We start from the raw sequence: 18599 nt of genomic DNA, 5'->3' as shown, positions 1-18599 counted from the left end.
CGGTGCCCGACTTCCGGCCACCCGATCAAGTACGCAGTTCACGACTCCTCCTTCCGGACACGGTTGCGCCCGAGGAGACCAATTGTCACAGGCATGGCGAGCAGTACAAGCGGCAACTGCACGAGCGCCCCCGAAATAATCGCGATAGCCAGCGGCTGCAGCATCTGATCACCCGATCCGCTGATTGAAGCACCTAACGGAACGAGCGCGAATATCATCGCGAGCGTGCTCATCAGGATCGGACGAAGCCGATTGAGCGCCGCCTCCTGTATTGCGACGCTCGCGCTCATCCCTCTGCGCAGCATCTGGTACTCCGAAACGAGAAAAATCGCCATCTCCGTCGCGATGCCGACGATCATCACCATGCCCATCATGGCCGTAATGTTCAGCTCGACGCCGGTCAGCCAGAGGCCGATGAACACGGCGCCGGTCGAAATAAGCGAGGTGGCCATGATGACCAGCGGAATGGCCAGTTCCCGGTACAGAAAGAGCAGGAGAACCAGTTCCGCGGCGACCGCCGCCGCGAACACCTTGATCATTCCCCGGGCCGCCATCTGCTGTTGCTGCCAGGCGCCACCGAACGTATAGGTCACGCCGGGCGGAACGATGCCGGGTTGGTCGAGCGCCTGCCCGACGGTGGCAATGGTTGAACCCAGGTCATGCGACCCGCCGATCTGCGCCGTGACGGCGACGATCTGGGCGAGATTGTCACGCGTCAGCTGCGGTTGTCCGGAAACGAACTGCACGGTTGCCACCGTGCCAAGCGGAAACAGCTGACCGTCCGGCGTAGTGATCGGGAGTTCGCCGAGCTGGTCCCTGTAGATCGGGTCATGCGGCGCGTCCAGCCAAAGCCTGACCCCGACATCCTGTGTTGTACCGAGGTAACGGGTGACCACCTTGCCGTTCAGATAATGGTAGACCTGTGCCTCGACATCGGCGGATGTCATTCCCTTGAGGGACGCTGCTGCTGGATCGACGTGAATCTCGAGCGCGTCGCCAGCGGGGATCACACCGTCATTCACTGATGCCGGCTCGATGCCCGGAACCTTGCGGATGGAGTCAGCCACCTTCTTCGCGACTTCATCGAGGACATCCGGATCCTTTGCGCTCAGTTGCACCACGACGGGTTGCCGACGGCCCACCATGTCGCCGATCATGTCGTCCATCAACTGGTGGGCGTCGAAATCGATTCCGGGCACGAGCTGGGCAATATCACCGGATATGCCGTCCATGACTTTCCAGATGTCGGGGCGTTTTGAGGGATCCACGAGATGAACAAAGAAGTCGCCCTGATAGGTTTCCGTGAGATCGCCCCCCAGTCCTCCTCCGGTGCGGCGCGAGTACGTATCCACGTAGGGGCTTTGTTTGAGCAGCGCCTCGACCTGCTGGAGTTCGCGGTTGGTTTCGCTCAGCGACGTGCCAGGTGCGGTGTTGTAGTCGAGCACGAAGCCGCCCTCGTCCATGCGGGGCAGAAAACCCGTGCCGACGTGATGGTAAGCCACATAACCGACACCAGCGAGAACGAGCAGGCCAGGAGCAATCAGCCAGGGACTGCGAAACAGCTGGTCGAGCAGCCGCGCATGAACTTGCCGCGCCCGCGTCTGTCTGCCGTGGCCCGGATCCGACCATTTACTGAAGTCGATCAGCATCCGCGCGAGCAGCGGCGAGGCGAATGCGGTGAGCATGAAGGAAATGATCAGCGACACCGCCATCGTCAACGACAGGAACTTGAAAAACGCACCGGTGACGCCGGAAAGGAAGGCGAGCGGAATGAAAATGATGGTGGTGGCGAGTGACGAGCCGAGCAGGGGAGAGAGAAATTCCCGTGCGGCCTTAAGCACGGTTGCATCGGGGTTTTGCTGATCCGGGGCGCCGGCGCGGCGGGCAATGTGCTCGATCATGACGATTACGTCGTCGATGAGCAGTCCGATGGCGGCAGCTATGCCGCCGAGCGTCATGATGTTCAAGGTCATCCCGAACATTGACAGGATCAGAATGCTGCACAGCACGGACATCGGTACGATGATCATGGCCACCGCGGTGACGCGCCAGTTTCTGAGGAAAGCGAAAAGCACGCCTGCAGCGAAGACGAGACCGATGGCGATGGCTTCCTCGAGAGCTGAAATCGACGAGCGGACAAGTTGGGTCTGGTCGTACCATTTGTAGAGGTGAATCTCTTTCGACTGCGTTTTCATAAACGCATCGAGGCGCTGCGTCACCTGCTTCGCGAGGCCCAGCGAATCCGAATGATCCTGCTGAAATATGTCGAACGTGACCGCGGGATGACCGTTATCGCTCACGAGCAGCCATTGAGGCTCCGATCCCATATTGATCCGCGCAATCTGCGCGAGGGGCACGACCCCCCCTTTACCCGTTTGGATCGTCACCTTGCGTACCGCGTCGAGCGAAGTGTACGCATTGTTGCCGACGGCAAGATAGAGCCGATCGTCATCCTCCAGCCGGCCAACCGCCGTGACGGTGTTGGTATCCGACAGGGCGCGGGTGACGTCGGCCAGCGTAAGACCATAGGCCTGGAGTGTTTGCGGCTCGACTGAGACCTGCACCTCGGGTGTCTTGCCGCCCAGCACGCCGATGCGTCGAATACCGGCTATGCCGGTCAACAGCGGTCTGATCTGGTAGTACGCGATCTGCCGCAGTTCAGAGGACGGAATACTTCCGGAAACCAGTGCGTACGATACAAACGGCATGATGATGTTCGGGCTCATCTGGATCGCGCTATAGGCTGTTCCCTGGGGAAGATCGGGCATGCGCTGCGCGAAGGCTGCGTCAACGCTCAGCAATGCCTGATTCATGTCGAATCCCCACGGGAAGTCGACGAAGATCTCAGCCGATCCTCGCGAGGTTGTCGACGAAACGTCCACGGCCCCGGGCACCGCACGTGCGGCCGTCTCCAGAGGTTCCGTCACGTCGACGAGCATCTGTCTGGCGGGCATGCTGCCCGCATCCACCTCGATGCGGATGCGGGGGAAACTGGTGACGGGAAACAGTCCTACCGGCAAATTCACGGTGGCATACACGCCGGCGAGCGCGAGCACGAAGGCCACACAGAGTACCGGAAGCCGATAGCGCTGAAGCCAGGTGGCAAAGCTCATTGGGCCCCCGCGTCGGACGGAGCGAGTCGAATCCGGTCGCCGTCGTCGAGCTGATAGTTGCCGGACAGCACGACAGGCTGTTCAGCGTTCAGCCCGTCGCCGGCGACGACATCTTCCTTGCCGTGAATGCCGACGATCGTCACGGCCACCTTCCGGGCGGTCATGCCATTGGCTTGCACAATATACGGATGCCCTTTGTCGTCGACCAGAATCGCCGCGTGTGGCACGACATACCCTTCCAGATTGCCGACTGTGATGGTGGCCCGTGCGGTTTCTCCCGAGAGGAGGCAATTCGCGCTTGCCGCGATCTCCACCGGGACGAGACCCGTTGCCGGATCGATCAGTGCGCCGCGCTGCCGGACGGTGCCGGAACACGTCCTCCCCGGGCCAGTGGCCGATATCTGTGCCGGATTCCCGGGGTTGACCTCGACCGCGGCGGGCGGCACGAGACCGACCTTCAGGACGAGGCCGTCGGGCCTGGCGAGCTCGACCAGAGACGTACCCGCCGACGCGAGCGCGCCAGCGGTCGCCGCAACGTGCACGACGATCGCCTTGTAAGGTGACCTTATGATCGTAATCGCACCGGCACTGTCGGCAGTGAGTGCAGCGAGGTTTGCGTGGGCGTCGCTTGCGGACTTCTGCGCGTCCGCGAGTTGCTGGGCTGTCGCCAGGTGTTGAGCGAACAGCTGGCGGGTACGCGACGCTAATTGCTCCGCGACGCGTGCCGCCGACTGAGCCTGCGTGTAGCCCGCTGTCGTCTGTGGGCTTGGCGCAAGCTGTACCAGTGGCGCGCCGGCGTCGACCTGCTCGGCCTCCCGGACGAAAATTATTTTCACGGCTTGCGATGTAGTGGCCGTTACACTATGGATTGCCTGCGCGGGGATCTGCGCAACGCCGTAGGCATCGATCGTGTGCGGCAAGCTCGCGTGGTGCAGTGTGGTGGTCGTGACAAGCACACTGGGCGCGGGACCTGGTGCATCTGCCAGACAACGCGCTGAAAACATGACTAATGTGAGGATGGCAAGGGGTTTGAGAGGCATCGTGATTACCTCGTTTGATCAAGCGGGGCAATGCGGGCCGAGGGTAGTCCGAGACCCAGTTCCAGTGCGAGCGCGACGCGCGCTTCGTCGAGTCCGCGTTCGAGGTCGAACACCTCGGTCGTTCTCTGCAGTGAGGTCGTTTCGTAGTCGGTAAGCGTACGCTGGTCGATATCTCTGCTTTCGTAGGCACTCCTTGCCGTATTGGCGTGAGATTGGGCGGACATTGCTGCCTGCGTGGCAGTCTCAAGAGTCGCGGCGATGCGCTGACTTTTCGCCTGGAGGCCGAGAATGCTGCTGACGGTATCGTCGAGTTGTTGCTGATACTGTTCATGCAGGAGCAGGCGGGTTGCCTGTGTCTGTGCGACCTGCCCCTGGTTGCGGTCGAAAATGGGCAGGTCGAAGGTTGCTACCGGGCCGGCTGATCTGATGTCCGACGTATCCGAGCCCCAGGTTCCTCCCAGCACCAGTGCGGGAAACTGTCCGAGGATGGCTGCTCGCACGCTTTCGTCGGCAGAGCGATAACCAAGCTGAAGTGCAACCAGATCTGGGCGTCGGCTTTGGACATTGGCTACCAGCGCGTCGGAATCGGCGGGAAGGGCGGGAAGGTTGGGTTTGGCAATGGCAAACCGGACCTCGGGCTTCATGCCGAGAAGCGCATCGAGGCTCTGCCAGTTGGCCGACTGTGATTCGCGCAGCGATGCGAGCGACCGCTCGGTCGTGGCCCTTGAATCCTGCACGGGGGCGAGATCGGCAAGGCCCATGTCGCCGGCGGCGACCGCGGTGCGCACGTCGGAAGTCGTTCGCGATACCAGGGCGAGTTCCTCTTCCATGGCGGAGATCGAACGGATTCCCCAGTACAGATCGACAGCGAGAAGTTGCGCCTTTTGCGCAACCTGCCATTCTTTCCAGAGCAGATTGGCATTGACCTGTTCCACGCCGGCGCGTGCGGCGGCAACGCGTCGGCGATAGGTTACGAGCGAGGCAATGTCCTGGGAAAGGGACGCCGTGTATGCGCCAGTGGTGCCGGGGCCACCGAGCAACGCAGCATATCCGAGGCCGACCGATGGGTTGGGAAGCATCGCGCTCTGGATCAGATGGGCCTCGGCAACCGCCTGTTCACCTCGCTCGGTCTGTAGTTCAGGGGCGTTGAGTATGGCGAGCAAGCCAATCTGCGCGACGGTCAGCGGTCTGGTGATGTCGATGTCGGTCGCACCAGCCTCGCCCGCAAGCGCGGGAAGGGTATGCCGGATGTTCTCGATATGCTCCGCAAGCCGGGCGTGTTGCGTTAGCGGCAACGGCTGGTATGACGTGCATCCGGAGATGACTAGTGCAATCGAAAATACAGCCGGATTGGAAAAGATCTTTCTCACGATGTTTCGTAGTGCTGTCGCACGAACAGTGTCGTGTGGGGAATCGCAAGGCGGCTAACAATGACTTCATCGCACGCCCGCTATCAATCGCCGGATAGTAACTGGCTTTCGGGCATGGCACGTACTGATTTTCAGTGGTTTTTCCCGTAATTTTTGAGTCTTGCAGCGCTTAAGGTTGAGATAAGGCTTGATCGTCTAGACTGTCGCGATTCTGCGATTTCGTCGGGGACTGCGGACTCAGTTCCTCCGGAATATCGCCCGGCTTCCGGTTGATCCGATATCTCGATTCGTTGCTTCCCGGTCTGTTGGCTTTTGACAACTGCGTGCACTGTTCAACCTATCCGTGCAAATATGCCATTCAACATCTCAACTATCGGCGCACTCATATTCTCTGCAACGTGTGTCGTTACCGCTCATGCGAATGGGCTGGAACATCTCGTCGGCCGAATCGATTTACCCGGCGTGCCACTGAAGAGCTTTGATATTGGCTTTGCAGCTGGTGGCCTATACGCATTGGCTGATCGGTCAAATGCCTCAGTCGACCTCGTCAACACACGAGATCGGAGGTTCGTGGCAAGACTTGGCGGATTTGAAGGAGCGCAAAGTGATGACCGTGGCGGCCCTAACGGTGTGCTCCTCATCGACGGCCATCAAGTCTGGGCGGGGGACGGAAACAGTAGTGCAAAGATTATTGACATCGCTGCGCACACTGTTACATCGGTTTCGACCGGGGGTGTCAAACGAGTGGATGAACTCGCGTACGATCCGCGAGATCATCTGGTGATTGCCGCTAACAACGCCGACGAACCGCCTTTCGTGACGCTGATTTCATCGCGGCCACCATACGCCGTCCGTTCGAAAATCACATTACCCATGGCAAGCGACGGGATCGAGCAGCCGGTCTGGGACGCGAGAAGCGGCATGGTTTATGTTGCGATTCCGAAGCTCGACAATAAGCCCGCCGATGGAGGAGTCGCAGTGCTGGATCCGAGGCAAGGGCGGCTTGTCAGAATGGATCATGTATCGAAGTGCATGCCGGCCGGACTCGCTGCGGGGCCGGGAAACCAATTGCTTGTCGGATGTAGTGATGATGCCGTGAGTGCGGGCTTTTCCGCACGAACGTTATTGCTCAATGTGGACACCGACGCAGTGAGCCGGACCTTTGGGCAAGTCGGTGGATCCGACGAGATCTGGTATGACCCGGCGTCGGGACATTATGTACTGGCTGCGGTAGGTAACCCCGGTGGACCCGTGGTCGGGATCATTGACGCGCGCCGAGTTCGATGGATAGGCAACGTTCCCACTGGAAAGGGCGCGCATTCGATTGCCGGTGAGAACGGGACCATTTTCGTACCGGTAGGTGCGGGCAGCGCTAACTGCCCGAGAGGATGTATCGAGGTTTTCGGGCGTTGAGGATCCGTTGGGCGAATGATCGATCACGCCGTTGCCGATACGCAGCGGGCACGCTCGTCGACTGGTGTGAGGCAGGGCTTGTCGGACAACCGTATGCGCCAGATTTTCCGCACGTGGCTTCTGCGTTTGAGAAGGTCCACAATGGCGTCCGTAAACCCAGGTGGGTCAGAATTAATGGTCTGCTGCAGGAATCCAGGACAGAAATGAGTGTTAGTGTTTCGGAACAATTTTCCCCATGAGGCGGGAGGTTGGCGATGAAACGCAAACAGTACTCGGTGGAGCAGATCGTGGCAGCGCTCAAGCAGGCCGAGCTGGGCATGCCGGTGGCGGACCTGATCCGGCAACTGGGAATCTCTGAGCAGACGTACTACCGCTGGAAGAAGCGGTATGCGGGCCTGGAGTCAAACCAGGTCCGTGAACTGAAGCAACGCCAGGACGAGAATGCGCGGCTCAGGAAGCTGGTTGCGGAACTCATATCGCCAACGCCCTGGCAGCACGCAGCACCTCTCCTATACCAAAGTCCTCGAAACCGATCGCTTCGCGAGCCCGCTCGCTGAGCACGACGCGGCTCAGTTCCATCGCGCGCCGCCGCTCGCGCAGCAGTGCGTCGAGTGCTTCCAGTAGGAGTACCCGATCCTGCTCGTCGAGCGTCGCTGCCCATCTGCCAAGGTCGGAGGTGCTGCGGCGCCGGTGTGCAGCCCGTTTGGATTCCATGCTATGGGGTGAGTGGTGAGATCGCTCAACAGCCCGCGACCGCCTTGATCTCGAGATAGTCGCCAAGGCCGAACTCGGCGTGCTCGCGACCGTTGCCCGACTGCTTGTAGCCGCCGAACGGCGCACCCGCGTCCCACGGGGCCTCGTTGATATAGACGTTGCCGACGCGCAGCTTCGCGGCTACCCGCCGCGCCTTGTCTTCATCGGAAGTCTGCACGTAGCCCGCGAGGCCATACGGGCTGTCGTTGGCGATGGCGATCGCGTCGGCCTCGTCCTCGAAGCCAATGATCGACAGTACCGGACCGAAGATTTCCTCGCGCGCGATCCGCATGTCTTTCGCGACATTCGCGAACACCGTGGGCCGCACGAAATAGCCCTTCGACAGATCTTCCGGCCGCCCGGCGCCGCCGGCGACGAGCTTCGCGCCTTCCGCGACGCCGCTTTCGATCAACTCCTGTATGTGCGCATACTGTCTGGCGTTGACGACCGGGCCCAGATCCGAGCTGTCGGACTCCGGCGCACCGACACGAATGCCATTGGCCGTATCGGCGGCGACCCGGGCGGCGCGCTCCATCATTGAATGCGGCACCAGCATGCGGGTTGGCGCGCTGCACGACTGGCCGCAGTTCAGGTAGCTGGCGCGCACGCCGAACGCCACCGCCCGATCGAAATCCGCATCGCCGAAAATGATGTTGGCCGATTTGCCGCCCAGTTCCTGATGCACACGCTTGACGGTGTCCGCGGCGGACTTCGCGACCGCGATCCCCGCGCGCGTCGAACCGGTGATCGACACCATGTCGACCTCGGGATGGCGCGACAGCGTTTCGCCCACCACCACGCCGTCACCGTTGACGAGGTTGAAGACGCCCGGCGGAAAACCCGCGTCATGGACCATCTGCGCGAACCGCAGCGCGCTGTACGGCGAGAATTCGCTCGGCTTGACCACCATCGTGCAACCGGCCGCGAGCGCGGGCGCGACTTTCACGACAAGCTGGTTCATCGGCCAGTTCCATGGCGTGATCAGCGCGCAGACGCCGATCGGTTCCCTCGTCAGCAGCGTGTTGCCGCGCTTCTCGCTGAACTCGAAATCGCCGAGCACGCGGATCGCGGTTTCCAGATGCGCGCGGCCGAGCGCGATCTGCGCGCTGCGCGAAAAGGCGCTCGCGACGCCCATTTCCTTCGTCATCAGTGCGGCTATCTCGTCCGCGCCGGCGTTGTAGCAATCGAGTAGCGCCTTCAGCAGACGCAGTCGTTCGTCGCGTGGCGTGGCCGACCAGCCGTCGAATGCGGCGCGCGCCGCAGCGACGGCGGCGTTCGCATCCTCGGCGTCGCCCATTGCGAGTTCGCCGGTCACGGCCTCGGTGGCCGGATTGACGATGGCAAAGCGCTCGCGGCCATGCGGCACGACCCACTCGCCGTTGATGTAGAAGCGGTTCGTTCTATCCATTGTAGTCTCCTCTGCGACGCCGTCGAGAGGCGTCGCGTATCGGTCAGTGAAAGTAGATGCCGCCGCAGACGTTGAGCGCCTGGCCGGTCACGAATGCCGACTGTTCCGAAGCGAAGAAGAGCGCCGGGCCGACGATGTCCTCGGGCGTGCCGAGACGCCTGAGCGCGGCCACGGTTTCCCAGTGGCGTACGGCTTCCTCGCTGCCGAGGTTGTTGCGGCCCATCTCGGTGAGGATGATGCCGGGGCAGATCGCATTGACCGTCACGCCGTCCATGCCGGCTTCCTGTGCGAGCACGCGCGTAAGCGTGATCACGGCGGACTTGGTGGCCGCGTAGTGCCCCTGTGTCGGCACCCCCTGGCGTCCGGCGATCGACGCAATGTTGATCACGCGTCCGGATTTGCGCGCACGCATGTGCGGCATGATGGCCTGGCACATCATCAGCACGCCCTTCACGTTCACGTCGAAATGCGCATCCCAAGTCTTCTCGTCGAGGTCCTGCAGCAGCGAGGGCTTCAGAATGCCGGCGTTGTTCACCAGCACGTCGATCCGGCCCGCGTCGGCCAGCGCGCGCTGCACGGTCGCGTCGATCTGCGCACGGTTGCTGACGTCGAGCGTGTAGAGCCAGGCCTTACGGTCGCGCAGGCCGATCATCTCGGCGGTCTTGCGCAGCGCCGCCTCCGTCTGTGGCAGGTCCGTCACGATGACGTCGTAGCCTGCGTCCGCGAAACCCAGTGCGAGCGCCTGGCCGATGCCGCGGCTCGCACCGGTGATGAGGGCAACCTGGCGCGCGGCGGCGTGGGTGGTGTCGTTGGTCATGTCAGTGTGTTTCCGATCAGAATTGAGGCGCCGTCGACAGCGTCTGCTGACGGACCGGCAGCGTTTTCATCGCGTGCAGCGTGTCGTCGAACGACTTGAGACGGCCTTGCGAGCCGAGCCCCATCGCCACCTTCGCCGCGACGGCGGAGGCGAACTGCGCCGCATCGTGCAGCGACCAGCCCTTCGTCAGCCCGACGATGATGCCGGCGGTGAAGCTGTCGCCGCATCCGGTGGTGTCCGACACCGGGATGTCGAACGCGGGCAGCGTGAACGGGCTGCCGGTTTCCGGCGCGACGTACACTCCGTGCGCGCCGAGCGTGAGGATGCAGTTCTTCACGCCGCGCGACTGGAAGAAGCGCGCCACTTCGGCAACGTCGCTGGTGCCGGCCATCTCCGAGGCTTCTTCGATACTCGGCACGAAGTAGTCGAGATACGGCAGACAGGGCTCCACGAATGCGATCGTTTCCGGCGTGGCCTGGATCAGGTCGAAGGTGGTGAGGCGGCCCAGTTCCTTCGCGCGGCGCAGGAGTGCCACCGTCGGCTCGCCGTCGAACGAGCGCAGGAGGCCCGTGCCGCCGACGTGGACGATGCGCGCGTCGAGCGCGGCTTCGAGATCGCTCGCGGCGACGTTGAATTCCTTCGCGCTGCCAGGCACGTGCAGCGCGGGGCGCTCGCCGTTCGGCCGCACCGGCAGGATCGTCGCGGAGGTCTGCACGTCGTGCGTGCGGCGCACGAGCTTGCAGTCCACGCCATAACTTTGCATCTTCGTGACGAGAAAATCCCCCATGTCGTCGGCGCCCACGGTCGTCACCGAACGCGTGTTGATGCCGAGCATCGCGCACGCCACCGAGGTCGCGCCCGCGGTGCCGGCCACCGTCATGCAGATTTCCTCGATGTACGCGGCGCGTCCGCCTTGCGGAATCGCGGTCACGGGGCGGCCGAGCACGTCGAGCACGTGAAAGCCGATGCAACTAACGTCGAAAGTAGTCACTTGATAGTCCTCGAATCAATGGGAGCGGCGACGCAGCGCGAAGCTGGCCGCCAGCACGACGAACACGAGCACGCCGATACCGACCTGCTGCCAGTAGAAATTCCAGCCCACGAGCAGCAGGCCGTTCTTCATCGCGGCCAGCATCAACACGCCGAGCAGCGTGCCGGGCACGCTCGGACGGCGCTCGGCGCTCAGCGTAGTGCCGATGAAGGTCGCGCCGATCGAATCGAGCAGGAACGCGTTGCCCGAGAGCGGCACGTACGACTTGACGGTGGCGGACAGCAGAATGCCCGCTATGCCCGACAGCAGCGCGCACGCCACGTACACCCACGACAGCTGCCGCGCGACCCGGATGCCCGAGTAGCGCGCGACGCCGGGCTGCACGCCGAGCGCGACGATCTGCCGGCCGAACACCGAGCGATGCAGCACGAGATACACGACCGCCGCGCAGGCGATCAGCACCAGCACGGGCGTCGGGATGTGCGCGAGCGCCGAACGGGCGATGGCGTCGAACTGCAGCGCGGGCGTGCCGGTGATCAGGTAGATCGGCTGGCCGCCGCCGGTGGCGAGCTGCTGCGTGCTCTGGCCGATGAACAGCACGCCGAGCGTGGCGAGAAATGGGCTGATCTTCAGGCGCGTGATGAGCACTGCGTTCAGCACGCCGACGAAGATCGCGGCGCCGAGACCGGCCGCGATGCCGACGACGTTGCCATAGCCCGCGCCGAGCAGCATCACGAACACCATGCTGGCGAGGTCGACCGCGACGCCCACCGACAGATCGATACCGCCCGACGACACCACGAGCGTCAACCCGAGCGCGACGATCGCGAGCAGCACGACGTTGTTGACAAGCACGTTGAAGAGATTCGCCGGGCTGAGGAAGGTCGGCGTGACGAGCGAGAACACCACGCAGATCGCGACGAACACCACGATCAGGCTGTAGCTCGCGGCAAGCCGGCCCACCTGCGCGACGTGGCGCGTGAGGCCCGGCTGGACAGGTGTGGTGCTCATTGCGCGCTCTCCGGTTTGCGGGCGAAGGACGTGGTCGCGACGACCAGCAGGATCAGCGCCCCCTGCACGCCGTTCACCCAGTAACTCGATACGTTCAGCAGCTGGAAGCCGTTCGCGAGGCAGCCGATGAACAGCACGCTCAGCAGCGTGCCGCCGATGGTCGGCACGAAGCGGCGCGAGAACACGGTGCCGAGCAGCGCAGCCGCGAGTACGGAGAGCAGCATGTCGCCCGAACCCGGCGTGCTCGAACTCAGGCGCGATACCGTCAGCACCGCGGAGATGGCTGCGCAGAAGCCGCTGAACATGTAAGTGAACATCAGGTAGCGCGCCACGCCGATGCCGGTGGAGCGCGCCGCTTCCGGATGGCCGCCCACGGCATAGAGCCGCAGGCCGAAGCCGGTGCAGTGCACGAGCAGGATCATCGCGAGCGAGACGAGGATCAGCGTCCACGCGAGCGCCGAGATGCCGAACAGCGACGACGAACTGATGAAGGTCATCACCGGCGAGCTCACGCTGATCACCGTGTTCTGCGTGACGGTGAGCTCGACGCCGGCCGCGATGTTCATCACCGCGAGCGTGGCGAGCAGCGGCAGGATGCCGAGCCAGACCACCGCGATCGCGTTCAGCGCGCCGATCGCGATGCCGGCCAGCGCCACGACGGGCAGCGCGGCGACGTCGCTGTAGCCGAGCGTGAGCATCTTCGCGTAGACCGCGGCGCACACTCCCATGTTGGCCGCGATGGACAGATCGATGCCGCCTTCGGTTACGTTCGAGCCGCCGCCGATGATCACCATCGACATGCCGAACGCCATCACGCCGAGAATCGCGGACTGCTCGACGATGTTGACGAGATTGCCCGGGAACATGAAGCCGGGTGCGGCGAAACCGAAGTACACGAGAATCGCGACGAAGGCGCCGAGCGCGCCGAGACGGATCGCGAGGCCGCCCAGCACCTTGCGGCGGCGTCGCGTGGGCGCGGCTGCGGTTCCATCGGGTGCGGCGGCGTGCAGGATGGCACGTTGTACGGCAGTCATACGAGGGCTCCTTCTGCGAGCTGGGCACCCGACGAGGCCGCGAGCAGCTGGTCGCTGTCCAGCTGCTCGCCGCTGTATTCGCCGACCAGTTCGCCGCGATACACGACGAGCACGCGGTCGCAGAACCCGGAGAGTTCCAGCAGGTCGGACGACAGCATCAGGATGGCCGCGCCTTCGCTCGCGAGGCGGTTGAGGAGGGTATAGATCTCGACTTTCGCGGCCACGTCGACCGCGACCGTCGGTTCGTCGAGCACATAGACTTTCGACTGGCAGCTTAGCCACTTCGCGATCGCGACCTTCTGCTGGTTGCCGCCGGAGAGGTTGCGCACGAGCGTGTCGCCGCCCGGCGTCTTGATTGACAGCTCGCGGATGAAATTGCCGATCGCCGAGCGTTCGCTGCTGTCGTGCATGAAGCCGATGCGGCTGTAACGGCCGAGGCTTGCGAGACTGACGTTCTCGCGCACCGACAGCCCAAGCGCGACGCCATGCGCGCGACGGTCTTCCGGCAGCATCGCGATGCCGCTCTTCACGGCCTGCATCGGCGAGCCGATCGAGACCTTGCGGCCGTCCACCGCGATCGTGCCGCTATCGGCCTGGCGCAGACCGAACAGACACTGCACGAGCTCCTTCGCGCCGGAGCCGAGCAGGCCGGTGAGCCCGACGATCTCGCCCGTGCGCACGGCGAGGCTGATGTCGGCGAAGCTGCCTTCGCGCGACAGGTTCGACACCTCGAGCATCGGCGCACCGATGGCCGCATCGCGTGCCGGGAACATGTCGCCCACGTCGCGCGCGATCATCATCGCGATGATGTCGTCCATCGGCGTCGCTTTCGGCGAGACCACGCCGACGTCCGTGCCGTTGCGCATTACCGTGACGGTGTCGCACAGCGATTCGATTTCCTGCATGTAGTGCGAGATGAAGATCACCGCGATACCTTCGTCGCGCAGCCGGCGCAGCACTGTGAAGAGACTGTCCACTTCCTTCTTCACGAGCGCGGCGGTGGGTTCGTCGAGCACCAGCACCTTTGCGCGCTGCGCGAGTGCGCGGGTGATCTGCACGATCTTCTGCTGCGCGGTGGTCAGATCCTGGATCAGGAGGCCATGCGGCAGCTCGAGATCGAAGTAGGTCTTCAGCAGCGCGGCGGCGGCGCGCTCCATCCGGCGTCGGCTCACGAACGGGCCGAAGCACAGCTCGTGGCGCAGAAACACCGCTTCGCCGACGGTGGCCGTCGGCACCAGCAGACGGTCCTGGTGGATGAAGTGCACGCCGAGCGCTTCCACACTCGCGGGTGTCAGCCGGTCGACGCGCTGACCCATGATGTCGATGGTGCCGCTGTCGGGGGTGTTGATGCCGGCAAGCACCTTGATGATGGTCGACTTGCCCGCGCCGTTCTGGCCGACGAGTCCGTGAATCGTGCCGCAAGCCACTTCGAGATTCGCATCGGCGAGCGCCTGCACGGCGCCGAAACGCTTACTGATGCCCTTCATCGAAACGGCGACGAGCGGTGCTTCGTTGCCCATGACTGACTCCATTGAATGCCCGGTGCCGCTTCGCCTTTTCGTGGCTTCCTGGCTTCGCGATCTCGCGGTTTTCTGCGAGCGGGCGAAGCGGCCGGGCGGCGGTGTGCTTTGCCGCCTGTCTTTGTGCCTGTACTTGTGCTTACTTGCCGCCGACCTTCGCGGCTTCGTCGAGAATCGGCTTCGAGGTTTCGGCGGCGTTCTTCTTCGTGACCAGCACGGAAGGCACGAAGGTGAACGGCGGCACCTGTTCGCCCGACAGATACGCGGCGACGTTGTCGGCCGAGGTCTTGCCGATTTCGTACGGGCGCTGCGCACCCACCGCGCCCGCCGGCGAATTCGGATCGGCGACCATCTTCACGACGTCGGGGCTGCCGTCGATCGCGTAGGTCTTGATCTCGTTGCGCCTGGCGGCCTGCACGGCCTGCGTCGCGCCGATCTGCGGCACGTCCCAGCACGACCAGATCGCGTTGATCGAGCCTTTCTGCGGGTACTTGGTCAGCATGTCGGAGACGTTCGAATAGGCACTTTGCACCGTGTTCGGAATTACGTCGCGTAGTTCGGGCTGGATGATCTTCACGTCGGGGAACGCGCTCAGCACGTACTTCATCTGGTCGTAGCGGATCTTGCATACCGGCACGCTATAGAAGCCGTTGAACACCAGCACGTTGCCCTTGCCGCCCATGTCCGACACCATCTGCAGCGCGATTTCGGCGCCCAGGTCGTAGTTGTTCGAGGTCGTCACGTTGAGCGAGTACGGCGTCGCCGTGTCAACCGTGAAGAGCGGGATTTTCGCCGCGCGGATCTTTTCGAGCCACGGGTTCAGCACGTTGACGTTGCCGAGAATTTCGATGATCGCATCGGGCTTCTGCGCGATCAGCGTCTGCAGTTGCGCGATCTGCGTCTGGTCCTTGCGGCCGGCATCGAGCGCGATCGGCACGCCGCCGAGGCGCTTGATCTCGTCCTGTGCGCCGCGGAACGCCATCAGGTCCCAGTAGTGATCGGTGCCGGTGATCGATACGCCGATGCGCTTGCCCTTGAGCGAGGGTTCGGCATGCGCCGCCTGCGCGACGATGCCGAGTCCCGCGAGGAGCGCGGCGGCCAGCGAAAGCGCGCGCAACGCGGAGGGAACGGCGCGGGGGGTGTGCGGGTTCTGGTTCATTTCTGTCTGTCTCCTGATTTATAGGGGATACGGCCAGCGGTTCTGGTGCGCTGCGGTTGCGGGCGGCGCGACGCTTCGCCTCGCGACTAGTCGCGGTGGCCGTAATTGCTCATGCGCGAAATCACGTTCTGGATTTCGCTGTCCGACAACAGCGGCGGCTCTTCTACCTGCAGGCACGTCAGATACTGGCGTGCCAGCGTTTCGACTTCGACGGTGAGCCACATCGCCTTGTCGAGCGTCGTGCCGGTCGCGATCATGCCGTGATGCGCGAGCAGACACGCCTTGCGTTCCTGCAATGCAGCGAGTGCATTTGCCGAGAGTTCGTCGGTGCCGAAGGTCGCGTAAGGCGCACAGCGGATGTCGCTGCCGCCCGCCACCGCCACCATGTAGTGGATAGGCGGAATCGGCCGTTCGAGGATGGACAGCGACGTGCAGTACGGCGGATGCGCATGCACGACCGCGTTCACGTCGGGCCGCGCGCACAGGATATCGAGGTGAAAGCGCCATTCGCTCGACGGCTGGCGGGCGCCCTCCCATTTGCCGTCGGCGTTCATGAAGACGATGTCTTCGGGCTGCATCGCGTCGTAGGGCATGCTGGTCGGCGTAACGAGCATGCCGTCTTCGTGACGCACGCTGATATTGCCGGAGGTGCCCTGGTTGACGCCGAGTGCGTTCATGCGGCGGCACGCATCGATGATCGCCTGGCGTTTCTGGATGTCTTGCTGGTTCATGTCGGGTCTCGTGTTGCAACGGTTTTGCTGCGGTTTTGTCTCGGCCCTGGCGGTTCCGCCGCGTAGGCCCTGCTACCAGGACGTGTAGCCGCCGTCGATCGATACGATCGAACCGGTCATGTACGACGAAGCGGGCGAGGCGAGAAACACCACCGCCGATGCGATTTCGGCGGGCTCGCCGCAGCGGCCCATCGGCGTCATGTCCATCCACACGTCGAAGAGTTCGGGACGCGCGCGCATCGCGAGCGTCATTTCGGTGCCGATATAGCCGGGTGCGAGCGCGTTGACGCGCACGTTGTCCTTTGCCCATTCGGTGGCGAGCGCCTTGGTGAGCATGTGCACCGCGCCCTTGCTCGTCATATAGGACGCGGCCGTCTGCGGGCGGTTGATGACGAGGCCCGACATCGACCCCAGATTGACGATGCTGCCCGAACGTTGCGCGACCATTTGCCGGCCGAAGGCGCGCGACACCCAGAACGTGCCGTTGACGTTGACGTCCATCACCTGGCGCCATTCGTCGTCGGGCGTGTCGAGCACGCGGTTCAGGCGGGCAATGCCGGCGCTGTTCACCAGCACGTCGATTGTCCGTTCTGCTGCGATCACCTCGTCGGCGACGCGCGTGACCGCGTCCGGGTCGGTCACGTCGACGACGTGACCGACCGCCTTGATGCCTTCGGTCCGCAGCGATGCGACCGCGCGATCGAGCGCTGCGCCATCGCGGTCGAGCAGGATGGGACGCGCGCCGCACTGAGCGAGCGCGCGCGCCGATTCGAAACCGATGCCGCACGCGCCGCCGGTCACGACGGCCTTGAGGCCGCTCAGGTCGAAGCGCTGCGGGTAGCGGGACGGATCCTGCAGGGTGTGCGTCATGCGATGCCTCTTGATCCGGTAGCCGCATCGGAATGCGGCGTAATGTTGTTTCGCATAGTACCGACTGATCGATACAGATTATGAGGTGCTTTTCCGTCGGAAAAGCGGCTCAGGTATTGACTGCGCGAACTCCAATCTTGCTGCGACCTACGGAACGGATATGGCGCGTGGCATGCGCCGTCAGCGCGCTAACGGGAAGTCGCGGATAGTACTCAAGTACGGTTTGATAGCCGGTTGATGCGTCGAGATGCACTGTACCAATCGGTCCAGTCTGTGGGCATAAGGCTTGTCTCCGGTGCGTCGTCCCATTTAAAGTGGGTTGACGTGGTAGTTACCAGTTGGTTATAACCAGATAATGATCAACGCGACAGAGGTTGTCAAGGCGAATTTCCGCGAAGCGTCGCGTGACGCGCAATGTATATCCAGCCGGAGATGTGAGCCGCCGCAACTTGCCCGATAATCCAGACCCATGCACGAATCCGACCGTATGACCGAGATAGCCGAATCCGCCGACCTTCACGACCTGCTTGGCGGACCCGAGCAGTTCGACCGCTCCAGTCCGCTGCCGCTGTGGGTGCAGGTCAAGAACGTTCTCGAAGCCGCGATCGCCAACCCGGGCGTGAGGCCGAACGCGCGCGTGCCGTCCGAGCAGAATCTGTGCGAGCTGCTCGGTGTGTCGCGCCCGATCGTGCGGCTCGCGCTCGATTCGCTCGTCAAGGCTGGCCTCATCACCAAGGTGCCGCGCCAGGGCATCTATGTCGCGCCACGCAAGACGGATGTCGAATTTGCTTCGATGAACGAGAGTCTGTTCGGAGAAATCAGCCGCGGGCACAAAGTCACGACGCGCGTGCTGTCGATGTCGCGCGAGCGGCCCACGCAGCGCGAGCGCGACATGCTCGCGCTGCCGCCCGGCGCAGACGTGCTGCGCCTGTATCGTCTTTATTCGGTCGACGACGTGCCGACGGCGTTGTCGTGGCTGATGCTCGCGGGCCATCGCGTGCCGGGCATCGAGGCGCTGATCGCCGACAACGTATCGGCGTATGGTGTGATGCGCGAGCGCTACGGCCTGCGTATCGAGTTCTCCGAGCGCTGGTTCGAAGCGGCCGTGCCCAACCCCGAAGAGGCGGAGTTGCTGCAACTGTCGAGTGGCCAGCCGGTGGTGTCGATCGAATCGGTCGGCCGCACCTCGGACCGGCTGCCGCTCGAATACTACCGGTGTCTTTACAGCACCGCGTTCAGCCGCATCCACGTGGTAGCGCATACGCGCGCGGACCTGCTGCATGGCGCGGACTGACTGCTGCCGGTTGTACTTTCGTGACCGGGGCAAGGCGAGGGCGGCGGTGACAGGCCGCCCCGTGTAAACCACGAC

Annotated in this window: 14 protein-coding genes and 1 pseudogene; 3 read left to right on the top strand and 12 right to left on the bottom strand. The window is 63.4% G+C overall.

Going from position 1 to position 18599, the window contains the following annotated elements; translation table 11 throughout:
* Positions 1-38: 38 nt before the first annotated feature.
* The 3 genes from BAC01S_RS18285 to BAC01S_RS18275 form a co-directional block, all read right to left on the bottom strand.
* On the bottom strand, positions 39-3113 hold the full coding sequence (locus BAC01S_RS18285) for an efflux RND transporter permease subunit (RefSeq protein WP_027796079.1): 3075 nt from the start codon (positions 3111-3113) through the stop codon (positions 39-41).
* Positions 3110-4069 carry an efflux RND transporter periplasmic adaptor subunit gene (locus BAC01S_RS18280; protein WP_169740132.1) on the bottom strand — a complete coding sequence of 320 codons (960 nt, stop codon included), beginning with the start codon at positions 4067-4069 and terminating at the stop codon, positions 3110-3112. Before BAC01S_RS18280 ends, BAC01S_RS18285 begins: the two co-directional genes overlap by 4 nt.
* Before the next feature lie 89 nt (positions 4070-4158).
* Positions 4159-5523: a TolC family protein gene (locus tag BAC01S_RS18275; protein ID WP_156954449.1), complete on the bottom strand. Its 1365-nt coding sequence runs from the start codon at positions 5521-5523 to the stop codon at positions 4159-4161.
* Positions 5524-5874: 351 nt separating this feature from the next.
* Between BAC01S_RS18275 and BAC01S_RS33940 the strand changes: the two genes are divergently transcribed.
* Positions 5875-6936: a YncE family protein gene (locus BAC01S_RS33940; RefSeq protein ID WP_245616614.1), complete on the top strand. Its 1062-nt coding sequence runs from the start codon at positions 5875-5877 to the stop codon at positions 6934-6936.
* Positions 6937-7190: 254 nt separating this feature from the next.
* Positions 7191-7409: pseudogene (locus tag BAC01S_RS31720) on the top strand (transposase); the annotation flags it as partial.
* A 266-nt stretch (positions 7410-7675) separates the two neighbouring features.
* Here BAC01S_RS31720 and BAC01S_RS18260 read toward each other — a convergent pair.
* The 9 genes from BAC01S_RS18260 to BAC01S_RS18220 all read right to left on the bottom strand — a co-directional run bounded on the left by BAC01S_RS18260 (position 7676) and on the right by BAC01S_RS18220 (position 17230).
* Positions 7676-9097, bottom strand: coding sequence for an aldehyde dehydrogenase family protein (locus BAC01S_RS18260; protein ID WP_027796075.1), 1422 nt, complete (start codon positions 9095-9097; stop codon positions 7676-7678).
* Positions 9098-9140: 43 nt separating this feature from the next.
* Positions 9141-9914 carry an SDR family NAD(P)-dependent oxidoreductase gene (locus tag BAC01S_RS18255; RefSeq protein WP_027796074.1) on the bottom strand — a complete coding sequence of 258 codons (774 nt, stop codon included), beginning with the start codon at positions 9912-9914 and terminating at the stop codon, positions 9141-9143.
* Between the two features lie 16 nt (positions 9915-9930).
* The gene (locus BAC01S_RS18250) at positions 9931-10905 is read right to left on the bottom strand and encodes a carbohydrate kinase family protein (protein ID WP_027796073.1); all 975 of its coding nucleotides are present in this window, start codon (positions 10903-10905) and stop codon (positions 9931-9933) included.
* 15 nt (positions 10906-10920) lie between these two features.
* Complete coding sequence (locus BAC01S_RS18245; protein ID WP_084168642.1) at positions 10921-11916, bottom strand: ABC transporter permease; 996 nt, start codon at positions 11914-11916, stop codon at positions 10921-10923.
* A complete protein-coding gene (locus tag BAC01S_RS18240) occupies positions 11913-12950 on the bottom strand; it encodes an ABC transporter permease (protein ID WP_043202685.1) in 1038 nt (345 codons plus the stop codon). The genes BAC01S_RS18245 and BAC01S_RS18240 overlap by 4 nt, the downstream gene beginning before the upstream one ends.
* Positions 12947-14470 carry a sugar ABC transporter ATP-binding protein gene (locus BAC01S_RS18235; RefSeq protein ID WP_043202683.1) on the bottom strand — a complete coding sequence of 508 codons (1524 nt, stop codon included), beginning with the start codon at positions 14468-14470 and terminating at the stop codon, positions 12947-12949. The genes BAC01S_RS18240 and BAC01S_RS18235 overlap by 4 nt, the downstream gene beginning before the upstream one ends.
* A gap of 139 nt (positions 14471-14609) precedes the next feature.
* The gene (locus tag BAC01S_RS18230) at positions 14610-15629 is read right to left on the bottom strand and encodes a sugar ABC transporter substrate-binding protein (RefSeq protein WP_027796069.1); all 1020 of its coding nucleotides are present in this window, start codon (positions 15627-15629) and stop codon (positions 14610-14612) included.
* An 86-nt stretch (positions 15630-15715) separates the two neighbouring features.
* A complete protein-coding gene (locus BAC01S_RS18225; protein WP_027796068.1) occupies positions 15716-16360 on the bottom strand; it encodes an L-fuculose-phosphate aldolase in 645 nt (214 codons plus the stop codon).
* Positions 16361-16432: 72 nt separating this feature from the next.
* The gene (locus tag BAC01S_RS18220; RefSeq protein ID WP_043202681.1) at positions 16433-17230 is read right to left on the bottom strand and encodes an SDR family NAD(P)-dependent oxidoreductase; all 798 of its coding nucleotides are present in this window, start codon (positions 17228-17230) and stop codon (positions 16433-16435) included.
* A 487-nt stretch (positions 17231-17717) separates the two neighbouring features.
* Here BAC01S_RS18220 and BAC01S_RS31715 point away from each other — a divergent pair, with 487 nt between their 5' ends.
* Positions 17718-18524 carry a GntR family transcriptional regulator gene (locus BAC01S_RS31715; RefSeq protein WP_043202678.1) on the top strand — a complete coding sequence of 269 codons (807 nt, stop codon included), beginning with the start codon at positions 17718-17720 and terminating at the stop codon, positions 18522-18524.
* Positions 18525-18599: the final 75 nt, after the last annotated feature.

This window comes from Paraburkholderia acidipaludis NBRC 101816 (assembly GCF_000684975.1).
GTDB classification, from domain to species: domain Bacteria; phylum Pseudomonadota; class Gammaproteobacteria; order Burkholderiales; family Burkholderiaceae; genus Paraburkholderia; species Paraburkholderia acidipaludis.
The sequence above is the reverse complement of the archived record's forward strand: the minus strand, read 5'-3'. Positions and strand labels throughout refer to the sequence as shown.

Coding starts and splice junctions, on each gene's coding strand:
- BAC01S_RS33940 (WP_245616614.1), top strand. CDS start 5,875: ATGCCATTCAACATCTCAACTATCGGCGCACTCATATTCTCTGCAACG.
- BAC01S_RS18220 (WP_043202681.1), bottom strand. CDS start 17,230: ATGACGCACACCCTGCAGGATCCGTCCCGCTACCCGCAGCGCTTCGAC.
- BAC01S_RS18260 (WP_027796075.1), bottom strand. CDS start 9,097: ATGGATAGAACGAACCGCTTCTACATCAACGGCGAGTGGGTCGTGCCG.
- BAC01S_RS18230 (WP_027796069.1), bottom strand. CDS start 15,629: ATGAACCAGAACCCGCACACCCCCCGCGCCGTTCCCTCCGCGTTGCGC.
- BAC01S_RS18235 (WP_043202683.1), bottom strand. CDS start 14,470: ATGGGCAACGAAGCACCGCTCGTCGCCGTTTCGATGAAGGGCATCAGT.
- BAC01S_RS31715 (WP_043202678.1), top strand. CDS start 17,718: ATGACCGAGATAGCCGAATCCGCCGACCTTCACGACCTGCTTGGCGGA.
- BAC01S_RS18225 (WP_027796068.1), bottom strand. CDS start 16,360: ATGAACCAGCAAGACATCCAGAAACGCCAGGCGATCATCGATGCGTGC.
- BAC01S_RS18255 (WP_027796074.1), bottom strand. CDS start 9,914: ATGACCAACGACACCACCCACGCCGCCGCGCGCCAGGTTGCCCTCATC.
- BAC01S_RS18245 (WP_084168642.1), bottom strand. CDS start 11,916: ATGAGCACCACACCTGTCCAGCCGGGCCTCACGCGCCACGTCGCGCAG.
- BAC01S_RS18240 (WP_043202685.1), bottom strand. CDS start 12,950: ATGACTGCCGTACAACGTGCCATCCTGCACGCCGCCGCACCCGATGGA.
- BAC01S_RS18285 (WP_027796079.1), bottom strand. CDS start 3,113: ATGAGCTTTGCCACCTGGCTTCAGCGCTATCGGCTTCCGGTACTCTGT.